Source organism: Streptomyces sp. NBC_00122 (assembly GCF_045160845.1).
GTDB lineage: Bacteria > Actinomycetota > Actinomycetes > Streptomycetales > Streptomycetaceae > Streptomyces.
Map to the genome: position 1 here is coordinate 227,250 of NZ_CP108192.1, position 25,305 is coordinate 252,554.

General features: G+C 71.4%; 30 protein-coding genes. 10 read left to right on the plus strand and 20 right to left on the minus strand.

Annotated features, from left to right (window positions below; genetic code table 11):
- Positions 1 to 5 precede the first annotated feature (5 nt).
- The 6 genes from OG737_RS34960 to OG737_RS34985 form a co-directional block, all read right to left on the minus strand.
- Positions 6 to 680, minus strand: a complete 675-nt coding sequence (locus OG737_RS34960) for a phosphopantetheine-binding protein (protein WP_328930742.1) — start codon at positions 678 to 680, stop codon at positions 6 to 8.
- A gap of 32 nt (positions 681 to 712) precedes the next feature.
- Positions 713 to 1,372: a ScbR family autoregulator-binding transcription factor gene (locus tag OG737_RS34965; RefSeq protein ID WP_328930743.1), complete on the minus strand. Its 660-nt coding sequence runs from the start codon at positions 1,370 to 1,372 to the stop codon at positions 713 to 715.
- Between the two features lie 67 nt (positions 1,373 to 1,439).
- A complete protein-coding gene (locus OG737_RS34970) occupies positions 1,440 to 2,306 on the minus strand; it encodes an AfsR/SARP family transcriptional regulator (RefSeq protein WP_328930744.1) in 867 nt (288 codons plus the stop codon).
- A gap of 276 nt (positions 2,307 to 2,582) precedes the next feature.
- On the minus strand, positions 2,583 to 3,239 hold the full coding sequence (locus tag OG737_RS34975) for a ScbR family autoregulator-binding transcription factor (protein WP_328930745.1): 657 nt from the start codon (positions 3,237 to 3,239) through the stop codon (positions 2,583 to 2,585).
- 109 nt (positions 3,240 to 3,348) lie between these two features.
- Positions 3,349 to 4,020 carry a ScbR family autoregulator-binding transcription factor gene (locus OG737_RS34980; RefSeq protein ID WP_331723537.1) on the minus strand — a complete coding sequence of 224 codons (672 nt, stop codon included), beginning with the start codon at positions 4,018 to 4,020 and terminating at the stop codon, positions 3,349 to 3,351.
- A gap of 101 nt (positions 4,021 to 4,121) precedes the next feature.
- Positions 4,122 to 5,384 (minus strand): cytochrome P450, encoded by a 1,263-nt coding sequence (locus OG737_RS34985; RefSeq protein WP_331723538.1) that lies wholly within the window; start codon positions 5,382 to 5,384, stop codon positions 4,122 to 4,124.
- 461 nt (positions 5,385 to 5,845) lie between these two features.
- Between OG737_RS34985 and OG737_RS34990 the strand changes: the two genes are divergently transcribed.
- On the plus strand, positions 5,846 to 6,850 hold the full coding sequence (locus OG737_RS34990) for a ScbA/BarX family gamma-butyrolactone biosynthesis protein (RefSeq protein ID WP_328930748.1): 1,005 nt from the start codon (positions 5,846 to 5,848) through the stop codon (positions 6,848 to 6,850).
- 49 nt (positions 6,851 to 6,899) lie between these two features.
- On the opposite strand, the gene OG737_RS34995 is transcribed toward OG737_RS34990, so the two are convergent.
- Positions 6,900 to 7,835 (minus strand): NAD-dependent epimerase/dehydratase family protein, encoded by a 936-nt coding sequence (locus OG737_RS34995; protein WP_328930749.1) that lies wholly within the window; start codon positions 7,833 to 7,835, stop codon positions 6,900 to 6,902.
- A gap of 88 nt (positions 7,836 to 7,923) precedes the next feature.
- Between OG737_RS34995 and OG737_RS35000 the strand changes: the two genes are divergently transcribed.
- The gene (locus OG737_RS35000; protein ID WP_331723549.1) at positions 7,924 to 8,691 is read left to right on the plus strand and encodes a glucose 1-dehydrogenase; all 768 of its coding nucleotides are present in this window, start codon (positions 7,924 to 7,926) and stop codon (positions 8,689 to 8,691) included.
- Positions 8,692 to 8,729: 38 nt separating this feature from the next.
- Here the strand turns inward: OG737_RS35000 and OG737_RS35005 are convergent, their stop codons facing one another.
- Together OG737_RS35005 and OG737_RS35010 are read right to left on the minus strand one after the other, a co-directional pair.
- Entirely contained in the window at positions 8,730 to 9,374 is a 645-nt protein-coding gene (locus tag OG737_RS35005) for a dihydrofolate reductase family protein (protein WP_328930751.1), read from the minus strand.
- A gap of 125 nt (positions 9,375 to 9,499) precedes the next feature.
- On the minus strand, positions 9,500 to 10,336 hold the full coding sequence (locus OG737_RS35010; protein WP_331723539.1) for an alpha/beta hydrolase: 837 nt from the start codon (positions 10,334 to 10,336) through the stop codon (positions 9,500 to 9,502).
- A 130-nt stretch (positions 10,337 to 10,466) separates the two neighbouring features.
- On the opposite strand from OG737_RS35010, the gene OG737_RS35015 reads away from it, so the two are divergent.
- Positions 10,467 to 10,919 carry a helix-turn-helix domain-containing protein gene (locus OG737_RS35015; RefSeq protein WP_328930753.1) on the plus strand — a complete coding sequence of 151 codons (453 nt, stop codon included), beginning with the start codon at positions 10,467 to 10,469 and terminating at the stop codon, positions 10,917 to 10,919.
- A gap of 14 nt (positions 10,920 to 10,933) precedes the next feature.
- On the opposite strand, the gene OG737_RS35020 is transcribed toward OG737_RS35015, so the two are convergent.
- Both OG737_RS35020 and OG737_RS35025 read right to left on the minus strand, forming a co-directional pair.
- Positions 10,934 to 11,752, minus strand: coding sequence for an alpha/beta fold hydrolase (locus OG737_RS35020; RefSeq protein WP_331723540.1), 819 nt, complete (start codon positions 11,750 to 11,752; stop codon positions 10,934 to 10,936).
- Positions 11,749 to 13,110: an AMP-binding protein gene (locus tag OG737_RS35025; RefSeq protein WP_331723541.1), complete on the minus strand. Its 1,362-nt coding sequence runs from the start codon at positions 13,108 to 13,110 to the stop codon at positions 11,749 to 11,751. The genes OG737_RS35020 and OG737_RS35025 overlap by 4 nt, the downstream gene beginning before the upstream one ends.
- 177 nt (positions 13,111 to 13,287) lie before the next feature.
- Here OG737_RS35025 and OG737_RS35030 point away from each other — a divergent pair, with 177 nt between their 5' ends.
- Positions 13,288 to 13,767, plus strand: coding sequence for an anthrone oxygenase family protein (locus OG737_RS35030; protein ID WP_328930756.1), 480 nt, complete (start codon positions 13,288 to 13,290; stop codon positions 13,765 to 13,767).
- 4 nt (positions 13,768 to 13,771) lie between these two features.
- On the opposite strand, the gene OG737_RS35035 is transcribed toward OG737_RS35030, so the two are convergent.
- Entirely contained in the window at positions 13,772 to 14,317 is a 546-nt protein-coding gene (locus OG737_RS35035) for a DUF1772 domain-containing protein (protein WP_328930757.1), read from the minus strand.
- 98 nt (positions 14,318 to 14,415) lie between these two features.
- Here OG737_RS35035 and OG737_RS35040 point away from each other — a divergent pair, with 98 nt between their 5' ends.
- Complete coding sequence (locus tag OG737_RS35040) at positions 14,416 to 14,913, plus strand: GNAT family N-acetyltransferase (protein ID WP_328930758.1); 498 nt, start codon at positions 14,416 to 14,418, stop codon at positions 14,911 to 14,913.
- Here OG737_RS35040 and OG737_RS35045 read toward each other — a convergent pair.
- The 4 genes from OG737_RS35045 to OG737_RS35060 all read right to left on the minus strand — a co-directional run bounded on the left by OG737_RS35045 (position 14,906) and on the right by OG737_RS35060 (position 17,664).
- The gene (locus OG737_RS35045; RefSeq protein ID WP_328930759.1) at positions 14,906 to 15,901 is read right to left on the minus strand and encodes an AraC family transcriptional regulator; all 996 of its coding nucleotides are present in this window, start codon (positions 15,899 to 15,901) and stop codon (positions 14,906 to 14,908) included. The genes OG737_RS35040 and OG737_RS35045 overlap by 8 nt on opposite strands.
- A 21-nt stretch (positions 15,902 to 15,922) precedes the next feature.
- Positions 15,923 to 16,759 carry an NmrA family NAD(P)-binding protein gene (locus OG737_RS35050; protein ID WP_328930760.1) on the minus strand — a complete coding sequence of 279 codons (837 nt, stop codon included), beginning with the start codon at positions 16,757 to 16,759 and terminating at the stop codon, positions 15,923 to 15,925.
- Positions 16,760 to 16,826: 67 nt separating this feature from the next.
- Complete coding sequence (locus OG737_RS35055; protein WP_328930761.1) at positions 16,827 to 17,036, minus strand: DUF4287 domain-containing protein; 210 nt, start codon at positions 17,034 to 17,036, stop codon at positions 16,827 to 16,829.
- A gap of 76 nt (positions 17,037 to 17,112) precedes the next feature.
- Positions 17,113 to 17,664, minus strand: a complete 552-nt coding sequence (locus OG737_RS35060) for a dihydrofolate reductase family protein (RefSeq protein WP_331723542.1) — start codon at positions 17,662 to 17,664, stop codon at positions 17,113 to 17,115.
- Between the two features lie 163 nt (positions 17,665 to 17,827).
- Between OG737_RS35060 and OG737_RS35065 the strand changes: the two genes are divergently transcribed.
- Positions 17,828 to 18,619 carry an alpha/beta hydrolase gene (locus OG737_RS35065; RefSeq protein ID WP_331723543.1) on the plus strand — a complete coding sequence of 264 codons (792 nt, stop codon included), beginning with the start codon at positions 17,828 to 17,830 and terminating at the stop codon, positions 18,617 to 18,619.
- Between the two features lie 3 nt (positions 18,620 to 18,622).
- On the opposite strand, the gene OG737_RS35070 is transcribed toward OG737_RS35065, so the two are convergent.
- Positions 18,623 to 19,036, minus strand: coding sequence for an SgcJ/EcaC family oxidoreductase (locus OG737_RS35070; protein WP_328930764.1), 414 nt, complete (start codon positions 19,034 to 19,036; stop codon positions 18,623 to 18,625).
- A 59-nt stretch (positions 19,037 to 19,095) separates the two neighbouring features.
- Between OG737_RS35070 and OG737_RS35075 the strand changes: the two genes are divergently transcribed.
- Positions 19,096 to 19,644, plus strand: coding sequence for a flavoprotein (locus OG737_RS35075; RefSeq protein ID WP_328930765.1), 549 nt, complete (start codon positions 19,096 to 19,098; stop codon positions 19,642 to 19,644).
- Positions 19,645 to 19,672: 28 nt separating this feature from the next.
- Here OG737_RS35075 and OG737_RS35080 read toward each other — a convergent pair whose 3' ends face one another.
- The 3 genes from OG737_RS35080 to OG737_RS35090 all read right to left on the minus strand — a co-directional run bounded on the left by OG737_RS35080 (position 19,673) and on the right by OG737_RS35090 (position 22,484).
- The gene (locus OG737_RS35080; RefSeq protein WP_331723544.1) at positions 19,673 to 20,179 is read right to left on the minus strand and encodes a DinB family protein; all 507 of its coding nucleotides are present in this window, start codon (positions 20,177 to 20,179) and stop codon (positions 19,673 to 19,675) included.
- 33 nt (positions 20,180 to 20,212) lie between these two features.
- Positions 20,213 to 21,385: an epoxide hydrolase family protein gene (locus OG737_RS35085; RefSeq protein ID WP_328930766.1), complete on the minus strand. Its 1,173-nt coding sequence runs from the start codon at positions 21,383 to 21,385 to the stop codon at positions 20,213 to 20,215.
- A gap of 331 nt (positions 21,386 to 21,716) precedes the next feature.
- The gene (locus OG737_RS35090; protein ID WP_328930767.1) at positions 21,717 to 22,484 is read right to left on the minus strand and encodes a TetR/AcrR family transcriptional regulator C-terminal domain-containing protein; all 768 of its coding nucleotides are present in this window, start codon (positions 22,482 to 22,484) and stop codon (positions 21,717 to 21,719) included.
- A gap of 89 nt (positions 22,485 to 22,573) precedes the next feature.
- Here OG737_RS35090 and OG737_RS35095 point away from each other — a divergent pair, with 89 nt between their 5' ends.
- From OG737_RS35095 to OG737_RS35105, 3 genes are all read left to right on the plus strand, one after another.
- Positions 22,574 to 23,821 (plus strand): FAD-dependent monooxygenase, encoded by a 1,248-nt coding sequence (locus OG737_RS35095; RefSeq protein WP_328930768.1) that lies wholly within the window; start codon positions 22,574 to 22,576, stop codon positions 23,819 to 23,821.
- 107 nt (positions 23,822 to 23,928) lie between these two features.
- Positions 23,929 to 24,387 (plus strand): carboxymuconolactone decarboxylase family protein, encoded by a 459-nt coding sequence (locus OG737_RS35100; RefSeq protein WP_328930769.1) that lies wholly within the window; start codon positions 23,929 to 23,931, stop codon positions 24,385 to 24,387.
- Positions 24,388 to 24,584: 197 nt separating this feature from the next.
- Positions 24,585 to 25,232: a ScbR family autoregulator-binding transcription factor gene (locus tag OG737_RS35105; protein ID WP_331723545.1), complete on the plus strand. Its 648-nt coding sequence runs from the start codon at positions 24,585 to 24,587 to the stop codon at positions 25,230 to 25,232.
- The last annotated feature ends 73 nt before the right edge of the window (positions 25,233 to 25,305 follow it).

The following is a 25,305-nucleotide window of genomic DNA, read 5'->3' on the forward strand; positions in this document are numbered from 1 at the left end:
TCCCGTCAGACCTGTGCCCGGCGCGGCAGCAGCACGAGCGCCTCGGCGACGCTGAGCCGTCCGTCGCGCAGGGCGTCCAGCAGCAGTTCGAGTTCCCGTACGGCCGGGGGCGTGGCCCGTGCCCCGCTGCGCCGGGCGACGTACGCCGCGAGCGCGTCCAGGTTCGGGTACTCGTGCAGGACGACGGCGCGTTCGTCCAGGCCGAAGATGCGGTTGACGACCGCGACGAACTCCGCCCCGAGGAGCGAGTCCACCCCGAGCGTCGCGAAGGGGGCGGCCGTGTCGAGGGCCCAGCTGTCACAGCACAGGATCGCGGTGAGCTGTTCGCGCAGCACCTCGACGATCTCCCCGGCGGGGACGGCGGTGGGGACGGCGACGGGGACGGGGGCCGGGGCGGTCGTTTCGCGTCCGTGCCCCGGTTCCGTGGCTCCGGCCGCCGCGGCCGCCCGTGCGACCTCCCGGGCGAAGGCCGCCGGGGTGGGGTGGTCGTAGAGGTCGGTGGCGGGCACCCGAATCCCGTAGCGGGCGCTGACCACGGCCACGAACTCCGTGGTCAGCAGCGAGTCGAGGCCGAGGAACTGGAAGGTCTGCTCGGGGTCGATCCGCTCCGGGTCGACCCGCAGCACGTCGCCGAGCACCCCGATGAGGTCGGACAACACCTCGGCGCGATCGTTCGTCATCGGTGGCTCCTCCGAACCGTCGGTGGCGCGGGTCAGACGGCGCTGGCCGAGAACTCGCGCGGGTACGCGGTGTCCGGCGCCGCCGTCCGGAAGTCCTTCGCCCTGCCCTCGGGGACGAGGACCGGCAGGAGCATCGACCACAGCGCGGCCACCCTGCGCCGCAGTTCCGCGGAGGGCATCCCGGTGCCCGCCATCACCTCGATCCCGCATGCGGCCGCGGCGACGAGCGACTCGACGCTCTCCCAGGAGCTCCCCTCGCGCAGTTCGCCCGAGTCCCGGGCCTGGCGCAGCAGACCGCAGACCGCCGCGACCCAGACGCGGTGGAAGTCGGTGACGGGCGGCTGCGTGCCCGTGCACTCCTTGGTGATCCGGAAGCTGGCGGGGACCGCCGGCTCCTCGTGCAGGGCTCGGGCCAGCCAGTGCGTCGTGTCGACCAGCGCCTGCAAGGGGGAGAGCCCGGATTCGCGCAGCGTGCGCATGTGCGCGTGGAGCAGGGCGCAGCCGCATTGCTGGACGGCATCGGCGAGTTCGTCCTTGGAGGCGAAGTGGAAGTACAGCGCCCCCTTGGTCACGCCGGCCGACGCGGCGATGCCGCTGAGCGTCGCGTTCGCGTAGCCGTTGCGGTTGAACAAGTCGGCCCCGGCGTGGACGAGCTTGCGGCGGGTCCGCTCCGACCTCTCCTGCACCGCCATGCCTCCTCGGCCCGTTGCCCGGCCCCGCGGCCGGCGCGTGGTCTGGGTCGTCGTGAGAGCACCCATGTCAGCCCACGCGCACGAGACGCTCGCCGTTGGCCTCCGGCGCCTCCAGCGGGCTCTCGGGGCCTGCCATCAGAATGGACCGCTGCAGCCGGCGCAGTGCGGCCGACGGCTCCAGGCCCAGTTCCCGTACGAGCGTGGCGCGCAGCCGCTGGTAGACGTCGAGGGCCTCGCTGCGGCGGCCGGAGCGGTGCAGCGCGAGCATGAACTGGCCGTGCAGGTTCTCGTGGGTGCGGTACCGGCTCGCGAGCACGGTCAGTTCGGCGAGCAGCTCACGGTGTCGGCCGAGCCGCAGGTCTGCCTCGATGCGCTGGTCGAGCGCGCACAGCCGGGTCTCCTCCAGCCGCCTGGTCTCCATGTCCAGCTGGATGCCGCCGTGCACGTCGGCGAAGGCGGGGCCGGACCACAGCGACAGGGCGTCGCGCAGCTGGCGGGCCGCGCCCGGGAAGTCGCCCGCGTCCATCGCCCGGTAGCCCATGCCGGAGAGCCGCTCGAACTCGCGGACGTCACTGACGCCGCCGCCGCTGTCGAGCAGGTAGCCGCCCGGCAGCGTGACCAGCACGTCCTTGGCGGTGCGCCGGCCGCGTCCGGCGCCGGGGGTCCCGTTCTCGGATCCGGTGTCGGCGCGGGCGCCCTGTTCCAGGGCGTTCGCGATCAGGGCGCGCAGCTGCAGTACGTAGGTCTGGAGCGTGGTGCGCGCGCTGCGGGGCGGTGCGCCGGCCCACAGTTCCTCGATGAGGGCGGACACGGGCACCACCTGGTCCGCGTGAAGGGCCAGCAGCGCCAGGACCTGGCGCGGCTTGGGAGCGGTGGGTGTGATGGATATTCCGTTCTCACGCACCGCCAGTGCGCCCAGTACATCGATGTCCACGCCGTACTCCCCTGCCTGGTCGGTGGGTTGAGGGATCGACTCTCGCCGCAGTCAGTAAAAAACAGGACCGACGGTTTGTCAATATCAAACCGGTTGCGCTGTTTCACTGTTCGAGAGGACGGGCACCCGTCGGCAGACGTCGCTTCAGATCGGCTCTGACCTGCGCATTCATCGGCATTCCGGGGCGCCGGGGAAGCGGTCCCCAATGTGCCAGGCATCCCTCGCGCCGACCTCAAGGCCGCGCGGACTCCCCTAAAAAGAGACCATCCGGTCCGCTTATTGGTGGTCGTCGGCTGCCTGCGGCTCGGCCACCGGTCCCGTGCCGGATCCCTCGGCCACCAGCACTGCGAGTACGTGCTGTGCGGCGAGCCTCGGCAGCAGCAGCGCCCAGAAGCGGGTGAGCGACCTGTGCGACACCCAGTCGGGCTCGCCGGCGCCCAGCACCTCGAAGCCCACGGTCGCCGCCACGACGGCCAGTGCCCCGTCCTCGGGTGAAACCCCGTCGGCCAGCTGCCTGTCCCGCTCCGCGGCGCGGAACACGTCCTGCACCCACCCCTGCCAGATCCGCCGCAGATCGCAGCCGGTGTCGCGGCGCCAGTCCGCACACAGACCGAACCCGGCCCGCACGACGACGTCGTGCGCCAGCAGCGCCGCCAGCCTGTGCGCCCCGTCGATGAGCAGTTGCAGGGCGCCGCCGGAACGGCCCGGCACGGCCGCGGTGATCCGCCGTACGGCTTCCACCGCGCGGCCCTCGACGGCCTCGGCCAGCTCCGTCTTGCTGCCGAAGTGGAAGTGCAGCCCTCCCGCGCTGACCCCCGCCTTCCGGCTGATGGTCGCGATGGAGGCGGTGACGAAGCCCTCCTCCGCGAAGATCTCGGCAGCGGCGCGGATCAGGGCTTCACGCGTGCGGGCGGCACGTTCCTGCTTGACCATGAGTTCTCCACAAACCGCTGACGCGGTTTGCCCAGGGGATGACAGAGTTCGCGATCATGGTCGGCGAGAGCACTGAAGGATCACTCGAAGACCACTCGTGCGAGCTGTGTCAGGGGAGGGCCGGCTCCCGCGGCTCCGCGGACTCCAGCGCCTCGATCTCCGCCACGACCCGGGCGCCGCGGTCCGCGGCCATGTCGAGGCGGGCCAGCACGGCGGGCGTCGCGATGCTGGGGTAAAGGTGCTGGTAGACACCCGAGATGCGGTACTCGATGTCCTCGCGGTCGGTGAGGGTCTGCGAGTAGACCTGCGCCCCGGTCCAGCAGGCCGAGATGATCCAAGCCGTCTCCGCCGGGTCCACGTGCGGCAGCAGTTCACCCTGCGCCTTGGCCTGGGCGAGGCGTTCCTCGGTGAACTGGATCCATCCGGGCACCGACCCGCCGCCGAAGATCTCGCGCATGTCCGGTCCCAGCGAGAGCCGGGCACCGGCGCTGAGCATGGGCTGGTACTTCATCCGGTGCGCGAGGACCAGGGCGACGTCGAACAGCTCCTGCAGCTTGCTCTCGCGGGGCGGCACGCCGCCCTCGGCGAACTGCTCGTCCAGTACGCCCTGGGCCAGCTCCTGTTTCGACGAGAAGTGGAAGTACAGCGCGCCCTTGGTGACACCCGCCCTGGACAGGATGTCCGCGATCGTCGCGGCCTCGTATCCACGTTCGTCGAAGACCGCCGCGGCCGCTTCCAAGATCGCGCGACGCGTACGTACCGCACGCTCCTGCCGTGCCACAGTGCCTCCGAATGTCCGTGCGTCCCTGCGGAACGGTCCCGTACAGGATCCATCTCCCATATAAAACCAACCAGAAGGTCCTTACTTTATCAAGCACAAAGTCACGAGTGTTGGACCTCGGATTCCTGTACAGTGTCCGGCCCGAGCCGTACGGGCAGTTCCCGAAGTCCGTTCGAGATGAACGACTCCACGCGCCCCAGCCCCTGCGGCGGGACGGCGAGGGACATCCCGGGAAAGCGGCCGAAGAGAGCGGAAACGGCCACCGCTGCCTCCAGTCGGGACAGCGTCGCGCCCATGCAGTAGTGGGGCCCGAACCCGAACGCCATGTGGTCGCTGCGGGTGGCCCGGGTGATGTCGAAGTCGTCCGCGTCGGCGCCGTGGACCTGCGGGTCACGCCCGGCCGAGGCCAGGGAGACGATGATCGGGTCGCCCTTGGGGATCACCGTTCCCTCGACGTCGATGTCCTCGACGGCGTACCGCAGGATGGCGTTGGCGGCGGGCGGCTGCCTGCGCAGCGTCTCCTCGACCGCGTCCTCCCACGAGGCCAGTCCCGACCGGATCAGTTCCAGCTGGGACGGGTGCGCCAGCAGTTCGTGCACCGCGCTGGAGATCAGGTTCACCGAGGTCTCGTAGCCCGCGGTGAAGAGCAGGATCAGGTTGTCGACGAGCTCCTTCTCCGTCAGCTGGGCGCCGTCCTCGTCGTCCCGGGCGGCGATCAGACCGCTGGTCAGGTCTTCCGCGGGGTGGGCGCGCTTGTGGGAGACCAGCTTGCCCATGGTCTCGTAGAGGTCGACCCCGTTGCGGTGCGCGTCCTCGGCCGATATCGCGGTGTCGAAGAAGCCACTGATGATCTTGTAGAGCCTGGCCCGCGCCCACTCGGGGATGCCGAAGAGCTCGAACATGATGCGCGTGGGGACCTCGTGCGCGAAGTGGGCCCGCAGGTCGACCGGCTCGTCCCCGGACCATCGGGCGAGTTCGTCCAGGACCTCGGCGACGACCTCGTCGATCCGCGGGCGCATCGCGGCGACCCGGCGCAGCGTGAACGCCTTCAGCGCCATCCGGCGCAGCCGGGTGTGCTCGGCTCCGTGCGCGGTGATCATGTTCTGCACCGACACCCAGATCGCCAGCGGCCACTCGGGGCCGACCTCTCCGCTGATCCAGGCGGGCCAGTGCCGGTAGGCGTCCTTCGAGACGCGCGGATCGGCGAGCAGTTTCCTGAGCGCGTGGTGGCCGGCCACGGCCCACCCCTGCACCCCGCCCGGAAGGGTCACCCTGACCGCCGGACCCAACTCCCGCAGCCGTGCGGCCTCGGCGTGGATGTCGCGGCCCGACGGGTCGATGGCGAAAGGGCATTGACGAAGCATTGCGGTGCCTCCTGGGGTCGGCGGTCCGGGAGTCGAGTGGCCTCGACTCCGCATTTTCAAAACCGCCTGTCCGGTTCGTATACACCCGGTGGCGGGCCCAAGTGTGGCACCTCCACGACCACACCGCCAAGCGGGCTCCCTGCAGGCCGCGAGCCCCGCCGAGAGGGGTACCGAAAGCAGCCGACGGCGCAATCCCTCCCCTGCGACACGCTCGCCTTCCGACCGGAATACCAGTTCCCACTTGGGGTGGAGCCAGCGATCTCCACGCAGCGTGATCCGACGGTGACTTCCCTGGTGGGGGCTGGATCGGGGCGATCGGTACACCCCTGTTCCACCCCTAACCGGGGTGACGTGTGCGACGGACGATCCCAAGTACCACCTTGCAAACAAAACCGGAGAGTACGTATCTTGCGTTTGGGAGTGCTCATCCCATCCGTCAACCCGGCTCTGTGGAGAGGTCCATGACCCTGCTGACGTTCCAGAAGAACGCCCCCGTGCTGGCCGACCAGACCGCCGGAGCACCATGGACGCGCTGTAACGAACTTCCCCAACTGACCACCACCGTCCCGAGGGAGTACGTGCACCGCAGCTCCCTCGCGGAGGTCTTCCTGACCGGCTGCACGAAGATCGACGACAACGTCTTCTCGCTCACCGGCCAGTGGCCCCGTGCCCACACGTTCTTCACCAGCGCCGACGGCACCAGCCACGACCCGGTCCAGGCCGGGGAAACGATCCGCCAGGTCGGCCTCTTCCTCTGCCACGCGGAGTACGGGGTCCCGCTGGGGCACAACGTGCTGCTGTGGACCCTCGGCTTCGAGTCCGACCTCTCCCAGCTGCACATCGGCTCCAGCCCCACCGAACTCGAACTCATCGCGACCTGCACGGACTTCGCCTGGAAGGGCAACAGGTTCTCCGGCTTCCTGCGCGTGACCATCCGCCGCAACGGCGAGGTCGCGGCCTCGGGGACGGCGCTCTTCAGCTGCGTCCCCCCGGCGGTGTACCGCAGGGTCCGCGGTGAGCGCGGCCCCGGCGCCCTGCTCGAACCGCTGGCCCGCGAGACCCCGGTCCCCGCGGCGACCGCGGGACGGCTGCTGCCGTTCGACGTCGTGCTCGCCCCGTCGGACCGGCCGGACCGCTGGCTGCTGAACCCCGACCTGGGCCACCCGATCCTCTTCGAGCACGCCAATGACCACCACCCGGGCATGGTCCTGGTCGAAGCCGCCCGCCAGGCCGCCTACAGCCTGCTGCCCGACGCCGCCTTCACCCCGTCGGGCATCGAGACCGCGTTCCACAGCTACGCCGAACTCGACGCCCCCTGCTGGATCGACGCCCGGGAGATCCCGGCCGCCGAAGGTTCCGGGGTCCGCATGGTGGAGGTGACCGGCCACCAGGACGGCCGCAAGATATTCGCGGCGACCGTCACGGGCACCGTCGGTGCGGAGCACGGCGGCCGACGCCGGGTGTGACACCGCGCCGGCCCTTGCCGTCGGGCGCTGCTGAGCCGCTGTGCGGGGATCAGCGGCTCAGCAGTGCCCGGTACCAGGGAGCGTGGCGCGCGAACGCCTCGGCGAAGACCGGCCCGGGTTCGGCCGGGACGAGGGACCACAGGCGCGTGCTGTCGTACCAGTGGTCCACGGCCAGCAGCGAGATGCGGCGTCGGGTGACCGGGTCGTCGGCCGCGCCGAGCAGTTCCAGCGCCTGAGCGACGGTGAGTTCCCCGCGCGGCGCCTCCAGCCCCAGCTCCCGGGTCACCGTCGTGACCAGCTCGCGCGCGGAGACCGGCTCCGGGTGGCTCGCGTGCAGCACCTGCCCGCCGACGGCGCCGACAGGCAGCCGGACGAGCGCCGCCAACGCCCCGGCCAGGGCGTCCACCGACACCAGGGAGATCCGCGCACGACCGCCGTCCAGCCAGTACGGCAGCTTGTCCAGCAGCTGGACCAGGGCCGGGATCATCCACGTGTCGCCGTCGCCGTAGATCAAGTGCGGACGCAGCACGGTCCCGCCCGCGGCGAGCACGAGCCGCTCCCCCTCCAGCCGGGTGACGCTGGTAGGCGACGTGGGCGCCTCGGTGAGCACGCCCTCGGCCTCGCCCCTGTGGGCGACGTCCTTGTAGACGGCGGCGGTGCCGAGCTGCACGACCCGCCCCACACCCGCCCGCCGGGCCTCGGCCAGCAGCGCCCGGGTGCCCTCGGCGTTGACCTCGCGGCACTCCTCCTCGGTGCCCCCGATCCGCGCCGCGAGATGCAGCACGGTCGTGACGCCGTCGCAGATCCCGCGCAGGGACGCGGGGTCGGTGAGGCTTCCCCCGGCGACCTCAGCGCCGGCCCACTCGGCGGGCGCCGACGTCCGGTGGGTCAGCAGCCGCAGCGACGCGGGGGACGCACCCCGCCGGGTCTCGGCCAGCAGCCGCTTCACGACGTGGGAGCCGACGAAGCCGGTGGCTCCGGTCACGAGTATCCGTTCGGTGGTCAACTACTGCCTCTCACCCGAGCCTTGCCAAAACGATCATGAGAAAACGGTGCTGATACTGTCGTACACCATGACTGCTGGTAGAGGCCTCCTTGAGGGAAAGTCGACTCTGATCACAGGCGCCAGCGCGGGCATCGGCTCTGCCGCCGCCCGGGTCTTCTGCCGTGAGGGGGCCGCCGTCACGCTGGTCGCCCGCCGGGAGCGCCCGTTGGCCGAGCTCACCGCCGAACTCGTGGCCGCGGGACACCGGGCCCAGTACGTCGTCGCCGACGTGACGGACCCCGCAGCCATGGCCGGCGCCGTCTCCGCCGCCGTCGACACGTACGGAGCCCTGGACGCCGCCTTCAACAACGCGGGCGTCGGCACGGAGCCCAAGCCCATGCACCTGCTGGACGAGGACGTCTACGACTCCGTCATGGACACCAATGTGCGCGGCGTGTGGAACTGCATGCGCGCCCAGGTGAAGGCGATGATCGGCCGCGGCGGTGCCATCGTCAACAACAGCAGCACCGGCGGGCTGGTCGCCACCCCCGTGTCCTCGGTCTACATCGCCTCGAAGCACGCGGTGATCGGTCTGACCAAGGCGGCCGCGGCCGAGTACGCCGCCCACGGCATCCGGGTCAACGCCATCGCGCCCGGCTCGACCCGCAGCGAGATGGTCGACGACTGGCTCGGCCGGCACCCCGAGATGGAGAAGGTGCTCCTCGACTCGGCACTGCTCCCGCACATCGCCGACCCCCACGAGATCGCGGAGGCCGCCGCCTGGCTGTGCAGCGACCGCGCGTCATTCGTCGTGGGGACGACCCTGGCGGTGGACGGCGGCTGGACCACCCGCTAGCGCTCTGACCGGGGAGGTCCGCCGACTGCACCCTCGTGTCATCTTCGCCAGAACAGGTGGTGCGTCACACCACTCGGGCTGGGCACGACATCGAGGTGGAACCGGTCGAGCAGCTCCTCGGGTGACTCCCAGAGTCGCACTCCGGCTCCGATCCGCACCTGCGAGACCGCCACATGCATGGTGTCGACGAGGCCGGCGTCGAGAAACTCCCGGATCGTGGTGGCCCCGCCGCCGAGTCGTACGTCCTTGCCCTGCGCCGCGTCCCGCGCTTGTCCGAGCACCGTGGCCGGGTCGCCGTCGACGAAGTGGAACGTGGTGTCGGAGAGCGTGAACGAGGGACGCTTGTGGTGGGTCATGACGAACACCGGGGTGTGGAACGGCGGCTCGTCACCCCACCAGCCGCGCCAGTCATGGTCGTGCCAGGGCCCGCGCTGAGGTCCGAACTTGTTGCGGCCCATGATCTCGGCGCCGATGTTGCGTGCGAAATCCCGCGTGAAGTAGTCGTCGAGGCCGCGACTCCCCCCGGGGTCGGTGCGCATGGGCCAGCTCGCCGTGGCGCCGGCCCAGGCGAACAGGTCCCCGGGATCGGCGTCGCCGAACGGTCTCTCCAGGCTCTGGTGCTCGCCGGCCCCGAATCCGTCACTCGAGACGCTGAAGTTCTGGACTCTCAGCAGCTGTTCCACGTGCTTCCTCCCGCGTTGTCGACAACGATGAGACCGACCGGGCCGGGCAAACTCATCGGCGCGCCGGTGACCGGCGGGGAATTACCCCCTTCCTGCTCAGAGCGGCAGAGCCGGGCAACCACCCCTCACACGGTTTCGAGCACGGCCCGAAGCGTGGCCGCGTAGGCCCTCGGGTGGGTGGTGTTGCCATTGTGTCCGCCGGGGAAGGTGTGTATCTCGGTGTCCAGCAGGTCCGCCAGAGCTGTGGCGCACTGGTGGTCGAAGACGGTCGCCGCGGTGGTCGCGCCCAGCGCCGGGAGGATCCGGGTCGTGGTGCGGGTGAGCTCGGCCGGGTCGAGGGTGTCGTGGATGATCGCCGAGAAGTCGTGCTCGATGAAGTAGCCGAAGTTGGCGCGCCGCCGGTCGTCCAGGGGCTGGGCGGTGAGACCGGGCTCCGCGTCCCGCCGGGAGAGGTCTATGCCGAGCACCCGGGCCATCTCCGGGAAGGCCGCGGACAGTCCGCCCGTCCGGTAGGTGGCCTGGAGGGCGGCGAGCTCCGCCTCGTGGTGGGCGCGGGCGGCCGCAGGGAGCAGCCTCGGGGCGACCGGCTCGTGGGCGACCAGGGCGGCGACCTGCTCCGGGTGCCTGGCCGCCAGGTGGAGGCCTATCACCGCGCCCAGGCTGCAGCCGAGCATCAGGACCGGCTCGTCGGTGACGGCTCGCAGCAGGTGGTGCACGTCTTCGGCGTGCTCGGCGAGCGTCGTGGTCCGCCCGGGCTCATCCGCCCGGCTCCGCGAGAGACCGCGCCGGTCGTAGGTCAGGACGGTGTAGGCGTCGGTGAGGTGCGGAACCATGTCCACCGTGCGGTCCGCGTCGCCCTCACCGCTCTGCGAGATGAGCAGCAGCGGGCCGGAGCCCTGAAGTCGGTAGTGCAGCGTCGCCCCGGGAACCGGGAGGGCGGCGGCGGTAACGGCTGCGGACATGGCGAACTCCTTCGTACGGCCGGCGCGGACCCTTCGTCCGCTGCTCTGCGACCAGCCTAATCCATCGAAACAGATACATCAAGAAAGATGTATCTCCAGCGATACATCTTCGCTGATGTACCTTGTCGGGGTGGATGGCATCGAACTGTTCCTGCTCGGCCGGGCCCTGATGAAGCTCGGCGAAGAGGCCCTGCCCGAACCCCCGGGCGGCTCCGGCCAGTACGCCGGCAGCACCCGCGCCGTGGTGATCGTGGCGGGCGACATCGCCACGCACCCGGACACCACCGTGGGCGAGACCGCCCTGCGCACGGGCCTGCCGCAGAGTCAGGTCTCGGGCGCCGTCGCCCGCCTGCGCGAGGCCGGGTCCGTCGAGACGGCGCCCGACCCCGCCGACCGCCGCCGCACGCTGGTCCGCCAGGCCCCCGCGGTCTCCGCGCGCGTGGCCGCCGTACGGGCCGCCGGCTCCTCCAAGGTCGAGGAGGCCCTCGTGCGGGTCTTGGGCGAGACGGAGGCGCAGCGGCTGCCCGAGGTCACCGAGGCACTGGAGGTACTGGCCCGCCACCTGGTGCGCGACGGCCGCTGACGCCGTTCGGCCACTCAGCGAACGGCCGCCCCGAAGGACACCAGGTCCTCCGCGATGGCCCATGCCACGGCCTCCTGGTGGTCGGTCAGGTAGAAGTGCCCGCCGGGAAATCCACGGAAGGTGAACGCACCGTCGGTCAGCTCCCGCCAGGCCATGGCCTCGGACGGACTCACCCGCGGGTCCGCCTCGCCGGTCAGCACACTCACCGGAACGCGCAGCACCGGCCCGGGCTCGTAGCGGTACGTCTCGACGGTCCGGTAGTCCCCGCGCAGCGCCGGCAGGATCAGTGCCCGCAGCCCCTCGTCCGCCAGCAGCCGCGGGTCGGTGCCGGCCAGCGCGCCGAGCTGGGCGAGCAGCGCCTCGTCGCCCCGCGTGTGGTGGTGTTCCTCCTCGCGGTGGGTCAGCGGGGACCGCCGCCCGGACAGGATCAGCCCGCGCAGCCCGCCCCTCGCCGGGCCACCGCCGGATTCGCCGTCCGGTCCCCCGGCCGCCTCCAGCCGCCGCGCCAGCTCGAAGGCGACCACCGCTCCCATGCTGTGCCCGAAGAGCACCAACGGCCGGTCCCTCCAGGGCCGCAGCGCCGCCCGCACCCCCTCGACCAGCGCGTCGATCGTGTCCGGCACGGGTTCCCCGAACCGGTCGTGACGGCCCGGGTACTGCACCGTCAGCACCTCGGCGTGCGCGGCGAGGGCCTGGGACCAGGGGAAGTAGAAGGAGGCGTTCCCACCCGCGTGCGGCAGCACCACCAGCACGGGGGCGGGTCCCGCCGGCGCGGGGTGGAAGCGCCGCAACCAGGGGTCGGGCCGGACACCCGCCGTGAGGCCGCGCGTCATCGCCCCTCCCCCGGCTCTCCGGGCTCGTCCGCCAGCAGCAGCTTCTTCTGGGGCTTGCCCATGGCGTTGCGCGGCACGGCGGCGACGAAGCGGACCTCGCGCGGGCGCTTGTGCACCGAAAGGTGCGCGGCGACGAAGTCGGTGAGCTCGGCGCCGGTGACCCCCTCGGCGACGACGAAGGCGACGATCCGCTGGCCGAGGTCCGCGTCCGGGACGCCGACCACCGCCGCCTCGCTCACCTTGGGATGGTCCAGCAGCGCGTTCTCGATCTCGCCCGCGCCGATCCGGTAGCCGCCCGACTTGATCATGTCGATGGAGGCGCGGCCCACGATCCGGTGGACGCCGTCCGACTCGTCGACGGCGGCGATGTCGCCCGTGCGGAACCAGCCGTCCTCGGTGTACGCGGCGGCGGTGGCCTCCGGTCGGCCCAGGTACCCCGAGAACAACGTGGGTCCGGTGAGCTGGAGTTCCCCGATCTCGGCGCCCGGCTCGGCGGCCACGCGCGTACGGATGCCGGGCAGCGCGGTGCCGACCGTACCGGGGCGGACCTCGCCGCCGGCGCGGCCGCTGATGGTGATCAGGGTCTCGGTCATCCCGTACCGCTCGACGGGCCGGTGTCCGGTGAGCCGTTCCAGGTCCCGGAAGACCGGCGCGGGCAGGGCGGCGCTCCCGGACACCAGCAGCCGGGCCCCGGTCAGCGCGGCAGCGGCCTGCGGTTCGCGGGCGATACGGGACCACACGGTCGGCACCCCGAAGTACAGGCTGCCGCCCGCCCCGGCGTAGGCCTCCGGCGTGGGCCGCCCGGTGTGCACGAGGGGGCTGCCCGTGCGCAGGGCGCCGAGCACACCGAGCACGAGCCCGTGCACGTGGAACAGCGGCAGGCCGTGCACCAGGGTGTCCTCGGCGGTCCACTGCCAGGCCTCGGCCAGCGCGTCCAGGTCGGCGGCGATCGCCGCGCCGCTGAGCACCACGCCCTTGGGAGCGCCCGTGGTGCCGGACGTGTACAGGATCAGCGCCGGGTCCTCGGGCACCGCGGCCTTCCCCGGCCAGGTGGAGGAGCGCCGGGCGAAGTCCACCTCGACCGGGGCCGCCCCGGAGTCCCGCAGGATGTGCTCGCGCTCGGCGGGCCCCGCGTCGGGCGGCAGCGGTACGCAGGCCACCCCGGCCAGCAGCCCGCCGACCACCGCGGCCACGGTCTCCAGGGAGGCCGTCGCGGTCACCGCGAAGGCGGGCGCCCCTGCGATGTCGGCCGCGACCGCGCCGGCTGCGCCGAGCAGGTCCTCGTAGGAAGTGGAACGGCCGGCGACGGTGACGGCGTCCGGCCGGTCCCCGTACACCCCGTCGAGCGCGGTCAGCATTGGTTCGCCAGCTCCCCTTCCCGGATGGCCGTACGGCCCTTGCGCCCCGTACACGCCCGTAAGCGCCCGGACTGCCCGCACGCTTCAGCCAGCCTACGACCGTTCTCCCCCTATGATCGGCGGGACTTGACAGGTTCGCCGACCTCGGGGGAGACCGACGTGGAAACGGCACGGTTCATGTCCTTGCTCGCAGCGACCATCACCACGGGCCTGGTCAGCGGCCTCTTCTACGGGTTCTCCGTATCCGTGATGCCGGGCCTGCGGCGCACCGGCGACCGGACGGTCATCGAGGTGATGCAGCGCATCAACGTGGCCATCCTCAACGGCTGGTTCATGCTGGGCTACCTCGGCGCCCTCGTCTTCACCGGTCTGGCGCTGGCGCTGTCCGTGCCGTCCGACGGCCGCGCGGCACTGCCCCAGCTGATCGGCGCGTTCGTCTGCTACGTGCTCGCGCTGGGGCTCACCGCCAGGGTGAACATCCCGCTGAACAACGCCCTGGAGAAGGCCGGACCGGTCGACCGGATCCCCGACCCGGCCGCCGTCCGCAGCGCCTTCGAGCAGCCCTGGGTACGGGCCAACGTGTGGCGGACGGTGCTGTGCACGGTGGCGTTCGCACTGCTCGCCTGGGCGCTGGTCCTGCACGGTCAGGGCAGTTAGGACGTCAGGAAGGCCGGTGGGACACCGCGGCGGTGGCGCGCCCGTAGTGGACCAGGGTGCGGGCGAGCGCGACGAGGGCCGCCGTGCAGAGCAGCGTGCGGACGATGTTCGTGGCGACCCAGGTGGTCTTGAACTTCTCCACGATCGAGAAGTCCGTCATGCCCGCCACCGGTCCCCCGCCGGCGAGCTCGTTGTTGAGCGGGATGTTCACGGTGAAGGTGATGACGAGGGCGACCAGGTACGCCGAGGCGGCCACCGCCGCCCACAGGGCGGTCCCGCGCCGTCCCGCGCGGTACTCGACGACCGCCGACGCGACGGGGGCCGCCAGGGCGAGCAGGAAGACCGCGCCGAAGAGGGCGTTCCCGTCGATGGCGGCGTTGAAGTTCCGCATCGCGGTCACGTAGGTCCCCTCGTCGCCGGCCGCCAGGCCCGGCATCACCGAGAGGTCGAAGGCGAGGAACAGCCCGGCCATCAGGCCGACGAGGACCGTCGAGACGATGACCAGAGCGGTGGCGTTCCGGGTGCTCCCGGCGATCGGACTGGGGCTCATGATGCTTCCTTGTCTGAAGGTTCGAAGGTTCGAAGGATCGAAACGGCGAACATCCGGCCGACCTTCGCGGTGCACCCGGCAGGTCCTACGCTGACCACATGATCAGCTCTTCTCTCCGCCTGGAACCCGTCAACGCCGAGAATTTCGACGCGGTCTGCGCGGTACAGGTCCGCCCCGACCAGGGGCACCTCGTCTCCCCGGTGATGAAGTCCCTGGCAGAGGCGTACGTCCACGGCGACGTCGCCTGGCCCCGGGCCATCGTCGACGGCGACGAGGTGGTCGGCTTCGTCATGGCCTTCCTGGACATCGTCTGGGACCCGGCGAAGGACCCGACCGGCCGCCGCTCCGGCATCTGGCGCCTGAACATCTCCGCCGGCCGGCAGGGCAAGGGCTACGGCCGCTTCGCGGTCGACGCCGTCGTCGAGGAGATCCGCCGCCGCGGCCTCGGCCCGGCGTACGTCTGCTGGCACGCCGGCGAGGGCAGCCCCGAGCCCTTCTACCTGGGCCTGGGCTTCCGCCCCACCGGCGAACTCAGCGGTGACCAGCCGGTCGGCGTCCTGACCCTGGACGCGCCGGCCGGGACGCGCACTACGTGAGCACCACCGTGCGCGGCGGCCCCGCAGGCATCGGCGCCGCCGACGGCGGGACCGCCCCCGAGCGGAACTGCCGGGGACTGACTCCCCGTACCCGTTTGAACGCCGTGGACAGGGCGAAGGCGCTGCTGTAGCCGACCCGCCTGGCCACCGTCTCGACCGTGGCGTCCGGCTCGCGCAGCAGGTCGGCTGCCAGGGCGAGCCGCCAGCCGGTCAGATAGCCGACCGGCGGCTCGCCGACGACCTCCGTGAAGCGCCGGGCCAGCGAGGCCCGGGAGACACCGACCTTGAGGGCCAGTTCCTCCACCGTCCAGCCGTGCGCCGGGTTCTCGTGCAGCATCCGCAGCGCCGGGCCGACCACGGGATCGCTCTGCGCCCGGTACCAGGCCGGGGCACCCGAGCCGGGGGCCGCCAGCCAGGTGCGCAGTACGCCGATCAGCAGCAGGTCCAGCAGCCGGTCCAGGACGACCTCCTGGCCCGGCTCGTCCCGGGAGATCTCTGAGGCGAGCAGGGTGATGAGCGTGGCGTCCGCGACCCCCGCCGACCGGACCAGGATCGTGGGCAGCGCGCCCAGCAGCCTGCGGCCCAGCTCGCTCGGCGCCTGGTAGGTGCCGCTCAGCATCACCGCCGACCCGGCGTCCTGGGAGGCAGCGCCCCAGGTACGGACGCCCAGCGCCATGGAGTCGGTGACGTCCACGCCCTCCTCCGTGCTGCACCGCTGGTCCGGCCCGACCGTGATCTGCACCGGGGTGTCCGGGGAGTCGGCAACCGTGTACGGCTCGGGCCCCCGTACGACGGCCACGTCCCCGGGGCTGATCCGCACCCGTTCCCCCTCGTCGGGCAGCAGCCACGCCGAGCCGTGCACCATCGTCACCACCGACAGCGGGGCGCGGTCCTCGATGCGCACGGACCACGGCGGGTTGAGAACGGACTTGAGGAGGAAGGCGCTCCGGGCCTTGGGGCCTTCGAGGAGACCGGTCAGCGTGTCCATGCGGCCATCCTCCCTTCTCCGTCAGGACAGCGGGTCCCAGACGCCGGTCGCCGCCGCCTCGCGGGCGAAGTCGGCGAAGTCCCGGGGCGGACGGCCCAGTACCTCCTCGACCCCGTGCACCAGGTGCGCGTTGCGCCCGTCGAGGATCAGGGTGAACAGCTCGGCGAAGTCCTCCGGCAGGTCGTTCTCCCGCAGCACCGCGCGGTAGTCCGCGTCCGAGACCGGCACGTACGCGATCTCGCGCCCGGTCACCTTCGACAGTTCGGCCGCGACGTCGGAGAAGCTGAGCAAGCGCGGGCCGGACAGCTCGTAGGTCTTGCCGATGTGCCGGTCGTCGGTCAGGGCGGCGACCACCACGTCGGCGACGTCGTCGGTGTCGACGAAGGCCTCGACGGCGTCCGCCGTGGGCAGGGCGATCTCGCCGGCCAGTACGGGCTCCAGGAAGAAGCTCTCGTCGAAGTTCTGGTTGAACCAGCTGGACCTGACGACGGTCCAGTCGGCGCCGGAGGCCTTCAGCGCCTCCTCACTGCGCTGCGCCGCTTCCTCGCCGCGCCCGGACAGCAGCACCAGGCGCCGCGCGCCGACGGCCACGGCCAGCTGGGCGAAGGCGCCGACCTGCTCGACGGCGCCGGGGAAGGCCAGGTCGGGGTAGTAGGTGACGTACACCCGGTCCACTGCCTCCAGCGCGGGGAGCCAGGTGGCAGGTTCGTTCCAGTCGAAGGCCGGCTCTCCGTGGCGGGATCCGACCCGGACCGGGCGGCCCAGTGCGGCGAGCTTCTCGGCGACGCGCCGGCCGGTCTTTCCGGTGCCCCCGATGACGAGGGTGGTCTGCGTGGGGTTCTTCGTCGTCTGCGTCATGAGTACAGTCAAGCCCCGCAACACGAGACGGAACATAGCTGAAGAGCTCACCTGCATACGCGTGCGTCTAATCGCCCGTCTCGGCGAGGGTGTGCGCGACGAGGGCGTTGGCGTGGCCGTGCCCCAGCCCGTGTTCGGCCTTGAGCCAGGAGACGAGCTCCATGTGCTTGGTCAGGGGCGAGGACCTGATGAGGTCCTTCCATTCCGCGATCGGACGGCCGTACTTCTTCTCGATCGAAGGGAAGTAGCTGGCGGGACCCTTCACCGGCTCGGTCATGTCGTGGTTTCCCGTCTCTGTGTGCGGATGCGCGGATGCGCGGATGTCGTCCGGACGGCCGCTTCCGGCCGCGCTCTCAGGCGGACGGCGTGGCGGGGGCGTACGCGTGGACCTGCGCGCCGCTGCCGAGGTCGGTGGTCCCGACCAGCCGGAAGGTCTTGACCGGGGAGTCCTCCCCGAAGAGCTTCTTGCCCTTCCCCACCACCACCGGGAGGGTCCACAGCCGCAGTTCGTCGATGAGGTCATGGGCGAGCAGGGCGTTGACGAGCTGCCCGCTGCCGTAGACCAGGAGGTCACCGCCGTCCTGGCGCTTGAGCGCCGCGACCTCGTCGGCGAGGTCGCCCGTCAGGAAGGTGGCGTTCCACTCGGGGGTGTCGAGGGTGCTGGTGGCGACGTACTTCGGCATGGCGTTCATCCGCTCGGTGCCGGCGTCGGCGCCCTCGGCGCGGGCGGTCCAGGCCGGCGCCATGCCTTCGTAGGTGATCCGGCCCAGCAGCAGGGCGTCGCTGGCCGCGAGCTGCTCGCCCGCGAACTTCTCCGCCGCCTCGTTCCAGAACGGCATGGACCAGCTCGGGTTCTCGATGACGCCGTCGAGCGAGATGAACACGGAGGCGATGACCTTGCGCATGGCGATTCCCCTTGTATGTATACGGCGTCCACATCGGACGTTCCGCGGCCTAACCGAGATTGTGGACGCCGTCCACATATCTCTTCTCCTCGGTCACAGAGGTAGACACGGACCCCGACCGAAACTCATCGCCCACCGCGAAGAAAAGTCGGATGATCATCGGATGATGTGGACCGAACGCACCGTCACCCGGGACGACGTACGCCTCAACTGCCTCGACAGCGGCGGCCCCGGCACCCCCGTCGTCCTGCTCCACGGACTCGCGGGTCACGCGGGCGAATGGGACGCACTCGCGGCCGCCCTCGCCCCCGGCCGCCGGGTCGTGGCCGTCGACCAGCGCGGCCACGGCGCCTCCGAACGCCGCCCGGCGGACGTCTCCCGCGCGGCCTACGTCGCGGACGTGGTCGCCGTCATCGCACAACTGGGGCTGGACCGCCCGGTCCTGGTCGGCCAGTCACTCGGGGGCCACACCGCCATGCTGACGGCGGCCGCCCACCCGGACCTGGTCCGCGGCGTGGTCCTGGTGGAGGCGGGCGCAGCCGCCGCCGACCCCGGCACCCCGCAGGAGATCGGCGACCTGCTCGACTCCTGGCCGCTGCCGTTCCCCTCGCTCGCGGCGGCCCGGGAGTTCCTGGGCAGCGACGCCTGGGCCGCGGGCCTGGAACAGCGGCCGGACGGCTGGTACCCGCGTTTCGACCGGGACGTCATGGTCTGCGCGATCACCGAGAACACGACCCGTGCGTGGTGGCCGGAGTGGGAGCGGGTCACCTGCCCCACCCTGCTCGTCCTCGGCGAACGCGGCATCATCCCGCCGGCCGAGTCGACGCGGATGCTCCGCCGCGCGAGCGCGCCCACCACAGCTGCCTCCGTCCCGGCCACCGGCCACGACGTCCACCTCGACGACCCGACGGCCCTGCACGCCTTGGTCTCCACGTTCCTGGAGACCCTCCCCTAGTCCCTACGCGGGGTCCGCCACCACCTGGGTGTTCTGGCAGGCCGTCAGCAGCCAGCGTCCGTCCGGCTCCCGGGTCATCACGTACAGCGGAGCGCCCTCGCCGTGGTCGCCGTCCGCTCCGTGGTAGCGCTGGCGCACCTTGACCGCCGCCACGTCCGGCCGCAGGAACTGCGTGTGCACCACCTCGTAGGTGACCTTGCCGTCCCAATTCGCCGCCGGCAGCACCGCCCGCGTGAACTCGGCGATCGCGTCGAAGCCGATGAGGACCTTCCCGTGCGCGGTGGTCCACAGCGCGTCCGGATGGAAGAGGGCGAGGAACCCCTCCGCGTCCTTGGCCTGCTGCGTGCGCTCGACGGTGGCGACGACCTGCGCGATCGCCTCGACTGCTGCGGCTTCCGCCGTGAATTCCGTGCCCATGGACCCAACCCTGCTCCCTCAAGCATGGTTGAGGTCAAGGCGTGTGATCATATGGCGACATGACCACGAGGACTCTGTACCTGCTCTGCTCCGCCGCGCCGCCCGTCTTCGACGTGGCCCATGCGATCGAGGACGCCCAGACCCGCGGCTGGGACGTGTGCCTGGGGCTGACTCCCAGCGCGGCGCACTGGCTGGCCGTGAGCCTCGACGGGCTGGCCGCCCTGACCGGCCACCCCGTCCGCTGGCAGTACAAGTTGCCCGGCGAGCCCGACGTATGGCCGCCGGCCGACGCCCTGCTCTTCGCCCCGGCCACCTTCAACTCGGTCAACGCCTGGGCCCTCGGCCTCACCGACCGGTTCGTCGTCGGCGTCGCCGCCGAGGCGATCGGCAAGGGCACCCCCGTCGTCGCCATGCCCTGCACCAATGCCGCCCTGGCCGCGCACCCCGCGTTCGAGCAGTCCCTGGCCGTCCTGCGCGGCACCGGAGTCGAACTGCTCTACGGCGAGGGCGGCTTCGTACCCGGCCCGGCCGGCCAGGACGAGTCCCCGCACTTCCCGTGGCAGCTCGCCCTGGACGCCGTGGACCGCGCGGGCACGACCACGGCCTAGCGGACGGGGTGCTCCCTCTTCCGTGGCCTCACTCCCCCGTCGCCCCGTCGATCGCCTCGCGCAGCAGGTCCGCGTGCCCGTTGTGCCGGGCGTACTCCTCGATCATGTGGGCCAGGATGTAGTGCAGCGAATACGGCTGGTCGCCGAAGTGCCCCGTCACGTCCAGGGACTCGGCGGCCTCCACGATCGCCCGCGAGCGCGCGCAGGTCTCCTCCCAGATCCTGAACGACTCCGCCGGATCCGCGTCCTCCACGTGGAACTCCGTCCACTCCCCGGCCTCGTTCCTCGGGAAGTAGCCGCGCACGTCCTCGCCGCCGAGGACGTTGCGGAACCACCCGCGCTCCACCTCCGCCAGATGCCGCACCAGCCCGAGCAGGCTCAGCCCGGACGGCGCCACCGCCTTCCGACTGAGCTGCTCGGCGGTCAGCCCCGCGCACTTCATCATCAGGGTGTCGCGCTGCCACTGCAGGATGCTGGTCAAGGTGGCGCGCTCGTCGCCCACCAGTACGGGCCGGGTCCGCTGTTCGTCGATCATCGGGTGATGATGCCGGACAGCGGCCCGCGGGGCTCATCCGAGCTGCCGGAAGAACTCCCGTACGTCCGCCACCAGCAGTTCCGGCACCTCCATGGCGGGGAAGTGCCCGCCCCGGTCGTACGAGGTCCAGCGCACGACCCGATCGGTACGCGCGGCCACGTGCCTCAGCGGGATGAAGTTGTCCCGTGGGAAGTCGGCGAGGGCCGTCGGCGTCCCCGACACCTCCGGCGGCTGCCCTGCGTAGTCCGCGTGCGCCCGCTCGTAGTAGATCCGCGCGGCGGAACCGGCCGTCCCGGTCAGCCAGTAGAGCATCACATTGGTGAGCATCTGGTCCCGGTCGATCGGACACCTGGCATCGCTCCACTCGGCGAACTTCTCACCGATCCAGGCCAGCAGCCCGACGGGCGAGTCGTTGAGTCCGTACGCGAGGGTCTGCGGCCGCGTCGCCTGGATGTCGGCGTACCCCTGCCGCTCGCGCGCCCACACCCGGTACCGCTCCCAGGAGGCCAGCGTCCGCTCCCGCTCGGCGGGACTCAGCGCGGCCAGCTCCTCGGGCCGCGGCTCGGCGGTGGCCCCGCCCCCCGGCAGCAGGTTCAGGTGCACCCCGACCACGTTGCCGGGCCGCAACCGCCCCAGCTCCCTCGAAACGGCGGCCCCCCAGTCGCCGCCCTGGACCCCGTACGCCTCGTACCCGAGCCGCTCCATCAGCACCCCGAAGGCCCGAGCGACCCGCTTGAACTCCCAGCCCGCCTCGGTCGTCGGCCCGGACAGCCCGAACCCGGGGATGCTCGGCAGCACCAGGTGGAAGGCGTCGGCCGGGTCACCGCCGTGCGCCCGCGGATCGGTGAGCGGGCCCGCGACCCGCTGGAACTCCACGAAGGACCCCGGCCAGCCGTGGGTCATCAGCAGCGGCCTGGCATCCGGCTCGGGGGAACGCAGATGCGCGAAGTGCACCCGAGCCCCGTCGATGACCGTGGTGAACTGCGGCCAGTCGTTCAACCGTGCCTCGGCCGCACGCCAGTCGTACTCCTCGCGCCAATACCGTACGAGCTCCCGTACTTCACCGAGCGGCATCCCGTACGCCCACCCCACCCCGGGCAGCTCATCGGGCCACCGCACCCGACGAAGCCGCTCGTCGAGGTCGTCCAGCTCCGCCTGCGCCACATCGAGCCGAAACCCGCGCAGCCCTTCTCCAAGATCACCCATAGACCGGCCATGCTAGGCCGCACCCCTCGACGGCGTTAACGGCGTTAATGCCGTTAACGCTGCCGCCCGAACGACCAGGGACCGTTAACGCCGTTAATGCCGCCCCGCCCACCCGATGCTCCACCCGCGCCGCCGTTAACGGCGTTAACGCCGTTAACGCTGCCGCCGCACACCCCACCACCCCTCGCCCGAACGAGCCGGGACCGTTAACGCCGTTAACGCCGTTAACGCTCGCCCGACGGCCAGGGACCGTTAACGCCGTTAATGCCAACCCGCTCACCCGATGCTCCGCCCGGCCACCGTTAACGGCGTTAACGCCGTTAACGCCCCCTCAGCCCTGCGCCCCACCCGCCCGCCGGGCAACCAGCAGCCCGAGCCCGTCCAGGATCCGCTCCAGCCCGAACTCCAGCGCCTGGTCCCGCCCCCCATGCTCCGCCGCCGAGGCCAACGCCGCTCCGAGCGCCGGGAACTCCGCCCCGTGCGTCCGCATCACCTCACCCAGCATCCCCGCGAGCTGCGCATCGGGCCCCTCCCCCGCACCGTCCCCGCCACCCGCACCGGCCGCCCGCTCCTGCTCCGCGATCCCCCGTACGTGCCCGGCCAGCAACACGACCGCGTCCATCGCCTCGGCACCGGTCAGCCCACACCCGTCCAGCGCCGCGAGCGCCCGCTCCATCCACCCCAGCTCCCGCGGTCCCATCACCCGCACCCCGACCGTCGCCTCCAGCATCCACGGATGCCGCCGGAACCCCCCGAGCAACTCACGCGCCCACGCCTCCAACCGCTCCCGCCACCCCCCGCCCGCGGGTTCCGCACCCGCACCCGTACCCAGCGCCGCAGGCACCGGCATCGCGCTCTCCACCATCAGCGCGACCAGCTCCGCCTTGCCCGGCACATACCGGTACAGCGCCATTTTCGTGACCGCCAACTCCCCGGCCACCCGCTGCATCGAGGCCGCGCCCAGCCCCTCCGCGTCGGCGATCCCGATGCCCGCCAGAGCGATCCCCTCCAGCGTGAGCCCCCGCTTCGGCCCCCGCGCGGGCTTGGCCGGCGGCCCCCACAACAACCGCACGGCCGCGCCCCACTGGTCGTTCGTCATCGGATCCCCTTGTGCTCGCACCAAAACTGCGTCTACCGTACACGGTATCGCTTCCGTGTCCGCCGGACACAGTTAACCGATGGAGTCCCATGCGCCAGCACCAGCCCCCGCACCAGCCCGCAGCCGACGCCCGCACCGTCCTCATCTCCGGCGCGAGCATCGCCGGCCCCGCCCTCGCCCACTGGCTCGGCCGCCACGGCTTCCGCCCCACCGTCGTTGAACTCGCCTCCGCCCTCCGCCCCGGCGGCCAGGCCGTCGACTTCCGCGGCGAGACCCATCTCTCCGTCCTCCACCGCATGGGCATCCTCGAAGACCTCCGCCGCATCCAGACCGGTGGCTCCCCCATGACCTTCGTCGACGACGACGGCAAGCAGCTCCTCCACCTCCCCGCCGAGTTCGCGGGCGGCGACATCGAAGTCCTGCGCGGAGACCTCTCCCGCGTCCTCTACGAGGCCTCGCTCCCCTTCACCGAGTACGTCTTCGCAGACTCCGTCACCTCCCTCACCGAGACCGCGACCGGCGTGGACGTCACCTTCCGCAACTCCCCGCCCCGCACCTTCGACCTCGTCGTCGGCGCCGACGGCCTCCACTCCAACGTCCGCCGCCTCGCCTTCGGCCCGGAGGCCGACCACGTCACCCACCTCGGCCACTACGCCGCAACCTGGAGCCTCCCCAACCACCTGGACCTGCGCCCCGGCACCGGCACCATCGGCTACAACGCCCCCGGCCGCCTGGCGAGCGTCGGCATCGACCACACCGACCCCACCCGGGCCCGCGCCTTCTTCGTCTTCGCCTCTCCTGAGCTCACCTACGACCGCCACGACCCCGAAGCCCAGAAGGCTCTCCTCCGCCGGAGCTTCACGGGCCTCCCCTGGCAGGTGGACCACCTCCTCGCCTCCCTCACCGCCGCCGACGACCTCTACTTCGACTCGATCAGCCGCGCCGACGTCCCCGCCTGGTCCACCGGCCGGATCGCCCTCCTCGGCGACGCCGCCTGCGGCGCGACCATCGGCGGCATGGGTACCGGCACCGGAATCGTGGCCGCGTACGTCCTGGCGGGCGAGCTCTCCCGCTCGCCCGAGGACCACCGGGCCGCCTTCACCCGCTACGAATCCCTGCTCCGCGCCTACTCCCAGGGCTGCCAGAAGAGCGGGGACCGTACGGGCCCCTTCCTCGCCCCGTCATCGAAGCTCGGCCTGCGCCTGCGCAACGGCATGCTCAGCCGACGCCGCATCCTCGACCGGATGCTGAAGGCCGGCGCGGACGTCACCACGCTCCCCCTCCCTGCCTACGCGACCACCCGCGAGGGCGCCGGAACCACCCCGACGCCTCGCTGAAAAAAGAAATGTCCCGGGAGCGGTCACATTCCCGCCCGCTGCTCCGTCAGTGCATTGAAGGGCTCCACCGGAGCCCCGCACCGCAGCCACCACCCAGGGAGATCGCAATGAACGCACGCATGGGAAACCCGGCCCTCGTCGTCCCCGGCGCCATGGCCGCCCTCATCGCGGTCGGCAAGACCGTCACCGACACCGGCATCAGCGAGCGCACCCTCGAACTCGTCCACATACGGGCCAGCCAGATCAACGGCTGCGGCGTGTGCCTCGACATGCACCACAAGATCGCCAAGAAGCACGGCGAGACCGACGACCGCATCCACGTCATCGCCGGCTGGCGCGACACCCCGTACTTCTCCGACGCCGAACGCGCCGCCCTCGCCCTCGCCGAGGCCGTGACCCGCGTCGCCGACCGCAGCAACGCCGTCCCCGACGACGTCTATGAGGAGGCGGCCAAGCACTACGACGAGCAGCAGCTCGCCGCGCTCCTCCTGTCCATCTCCATGGTCAACGTCTGGAACCGCATCAACCTCGCCACCCACCAGCAGGCGGGCACCCCTTGGGCCTGACCCGGGACGCCCGCCCCGCCCCGGGGACCATTAACGGCGTTAACGGTCCGCCACCGTTAACGGCGTTAACGGCGTTAACGCCCCACGCCCACCCATCCACCAAAAAGTACTGGGTGACTGGTTTTCTTCACCCGACGCCGACTAGATTGACCCCCCGCGGGATCCGCCCGCACACCGACCGACCAGGAGACGGACACGTGGCGAGGGTCAGGCAGGAACGGGCCGAGATCACCCGGCAGGCCATCCTGGACGGCGCGGCGATCGCCTTCGACCACTCCGGCTTCGGCGGCACCAGCCTCAGCGACGTGGTCAAGCACGCCGGAGTCACCAAGGGCGCCCTGTACTTCCACTTCCCGTCCAAGGAAGCCCTCGCCCGCACCCTGATGGACGAACAGTTCCAGGTCTCCGAGGGCGTGCCCGCCATCGAGAACCCGGGACTCCAGACGGTCATCGACCTGACCCACCAGATGGCGTTCGGGCTGCGCACCGACGTCCGCATCCGCGCCGGCATCCGCCTGGTCATCGAGTTCGGCTCCTTCACCAACCCCGACCCGACCCCGTACAACACCTGGATCGACACCTGCCACGGCTGTCTGACACCGGCCCAGGAACGTGGCGACATAGTTCCGTCGCTCGACGTGTACGACCTCTCGACCTTCCTGGTCGGCTCGTTCACCGGGATCCAGGTCACCTCGCACGTCCGCAGCGGCCGCGAGGACCTCCACACACGGGTCATCGACCTGTGGAACCTCCTCCTTCCCGGGATCGTGCCCGCGCACCGGATCCCCCACTTCGACCCGGCGGGTTCGCCCGAGTGCCGGGCCGGACTCTCTCTTCCCGCCTGACTGCGTATCCAGGGCGGCCTCGCACACGCCGTGGCGAACCACGGGGGTGCTCGCTACGGCGTGTGCGAGGCCG

Excerpts from the sequence above, each read along its gene's own strand:
- OG737_RS35060 (WP_331723542.1), bottom strand. The coding sequence starts at position 17,664 with ATGCGCAAGGTCATCGCCTCCGTGTTCATCTCGCTCGACGGCGTCATC.
- OG737_RS34960 (WP_328930742.1), bottom strand. The coding sequence starts at position 680 with ATGACGAACGATCGCGCCGAGGTGTTGTCCGACCTCATCGGGGTGCTC.
- OG737_RS35090 (WP_328930767.1), bottom strand. The coding sequence starts at position 22,484 with ATGACGAACGACCAGTGGGGCGCGGCCGTGCGGTTGTTGTGGGGGCCG.
- OG737_RS34985 (WP_331723538.1), bottom strand. The coding sequence starts at position 5,384 with ATGCTTCGTCAATGCCCTTTCGCCATCGACCCGTCGGGCCGCGACATC.
- OG737_RS35085 (WP_328930766.1), bottom strand. The coding sequence starts at position 21,385 with ATGGGTGATCTTGGAGAAGGGCTGCGCGGGTTTCGGCTCGATGTGGCG.
- OG737_RS34990 (WP_328930748.1), top strand. The coding sequence starts at position 5,846 with ATGACCCTGCTGACGTTCCAGAAGAACGCCCCCGTGCTGGCCGACCAG.
- OG737_RS35025 (WP_331723541.1), bottom strand. The coding sequence starts at position 13,110 with ATGCTGACCGCGCTCGACGGGGTGTACGGGGACCGGCCGGACGCCGTC.
- OG737_RS34975 (WP_328930745.1), bottom strand. The coding sequence starts at position 3,239 with ATGGTCAAGCAGGAACGTGCCGCCCGCACGCGTGAAGCCCTGATCCGC.
- OG737_RS35030 (WP_328930756.1), top strand. The coding sequence starts at position 13,288 with ATGTCCTTGCTCGCAGCGACCATCACCACGGGCCTGGTCAGCGGCCTC.
- OG737_RS35075 (WP_328930765.1), top strand. The coding sequence starts at position 19,096 with ATGACCACGAGGACTCTGTACCTGCTCTGCTCCGCCGCGCCGCCCGTC.
- OG737_RS35100 (WP_328930769.1), top strand. The coding sequence starts at position 23,929 with ATGAACGCACGCATGGGAAACCCGGCCCTCGTCGTCCCCGGCGCCATG.
- OG737_RS35055 (WP_328930761.1), bottom strand. The coding sequence starts at position 17,036 with ATGACCGAGCCGGTGAAGGGTCCCGCCAGCTACTTCCCTTCGATCGAG.
- OG737_RS35045 (WP_328930759.1), bottom strand. The coding sequence starts at position 15,901 with ATGGACACGCTGACCGGTCTCCTCGAAGGCCCCAAGGCCCGGAGCGCC.
- OG737_RS35040 (WP_328930758.1), top strand. The coding sequence starts at position 14,416 with ATGATCAGCTCTTCTCTCCGCCTGGAACCCGTCAACGCCGAGAATTTC.
- OG737_RS34965 (WP_328930743.1), bottom strand. The coding sequence starts at position 1,372 with ATGGCGGTGCAGGAGAGGTCGGAGCGGACCCGCCGCAAGCTCGTCCAC.
- OG737_RS35065 (WP_331723543.1), top strand. The coding sequence starts at position 17,828 with ATGATGTGGACCGAACGCACCGTCACCCGGGACGACGTACGCCTCAAC.
- OG737_RS35010 (WP_331723539.1), bottom strand. The coding sequence starts at position 10,336 with ATGTCCGCAGCCGTTACCGCCGCCGCCCTCCCGGTTCCCGGGGCGACG.
- OG737_RS35070 (WP_328930764.1), bottom strand. The coding sequence starts at position 19,036 with ATGGGCACGGAATTCACGGCGGAAGCCGCAGCAGTCGAGGCGATCGCG.
- OG737_RS35000 (WP_331723549.1), top strand. The coding sequence starts at position 7,924 with ATGACTGCTGGTAGAGGCCTCCTTGAGGGAAAGTCGACTCTGATCACA.
- OG737_RS35035 (WP_328930757.1), bottom strand. The coding sequence starts at position 14,317 with ATGAGCCCCAGTCCGATCGCCGGGAGCACCCGGAACGCCACCGCTCTG.
- OG737_RS35080 (WP_331723544.1), bottom strand. The coding sequence starts at position 20,179 with ATGATCGACGAACAGCGGACCCGGCCCGTACTGGTGGGCGACGAGCGC.
- OG737_RS35020 (WP_331723540.1), bottom strand. The coding sequence starts at position 11,752 with ATGACGCGCGGCCTCACGGCGGGTGTCCGGCCCGACCCCTGGTTGCGG.
- OG737_RS35095 (WP_328930768.1), top strand. The coding sequence starts at position 22,574 with ATGCGCCAGCACCAGCCCCCGCACCAGCCCGCAGCCGACGCCCGCACC.
- OG737_RS35050 (WP_328930760.1), bottom strand. The coding sequence starts at position 16,759 with ATGACGCAGACGACGAAGAACCCCACGCAGACCACCCTCGTCATCGGG.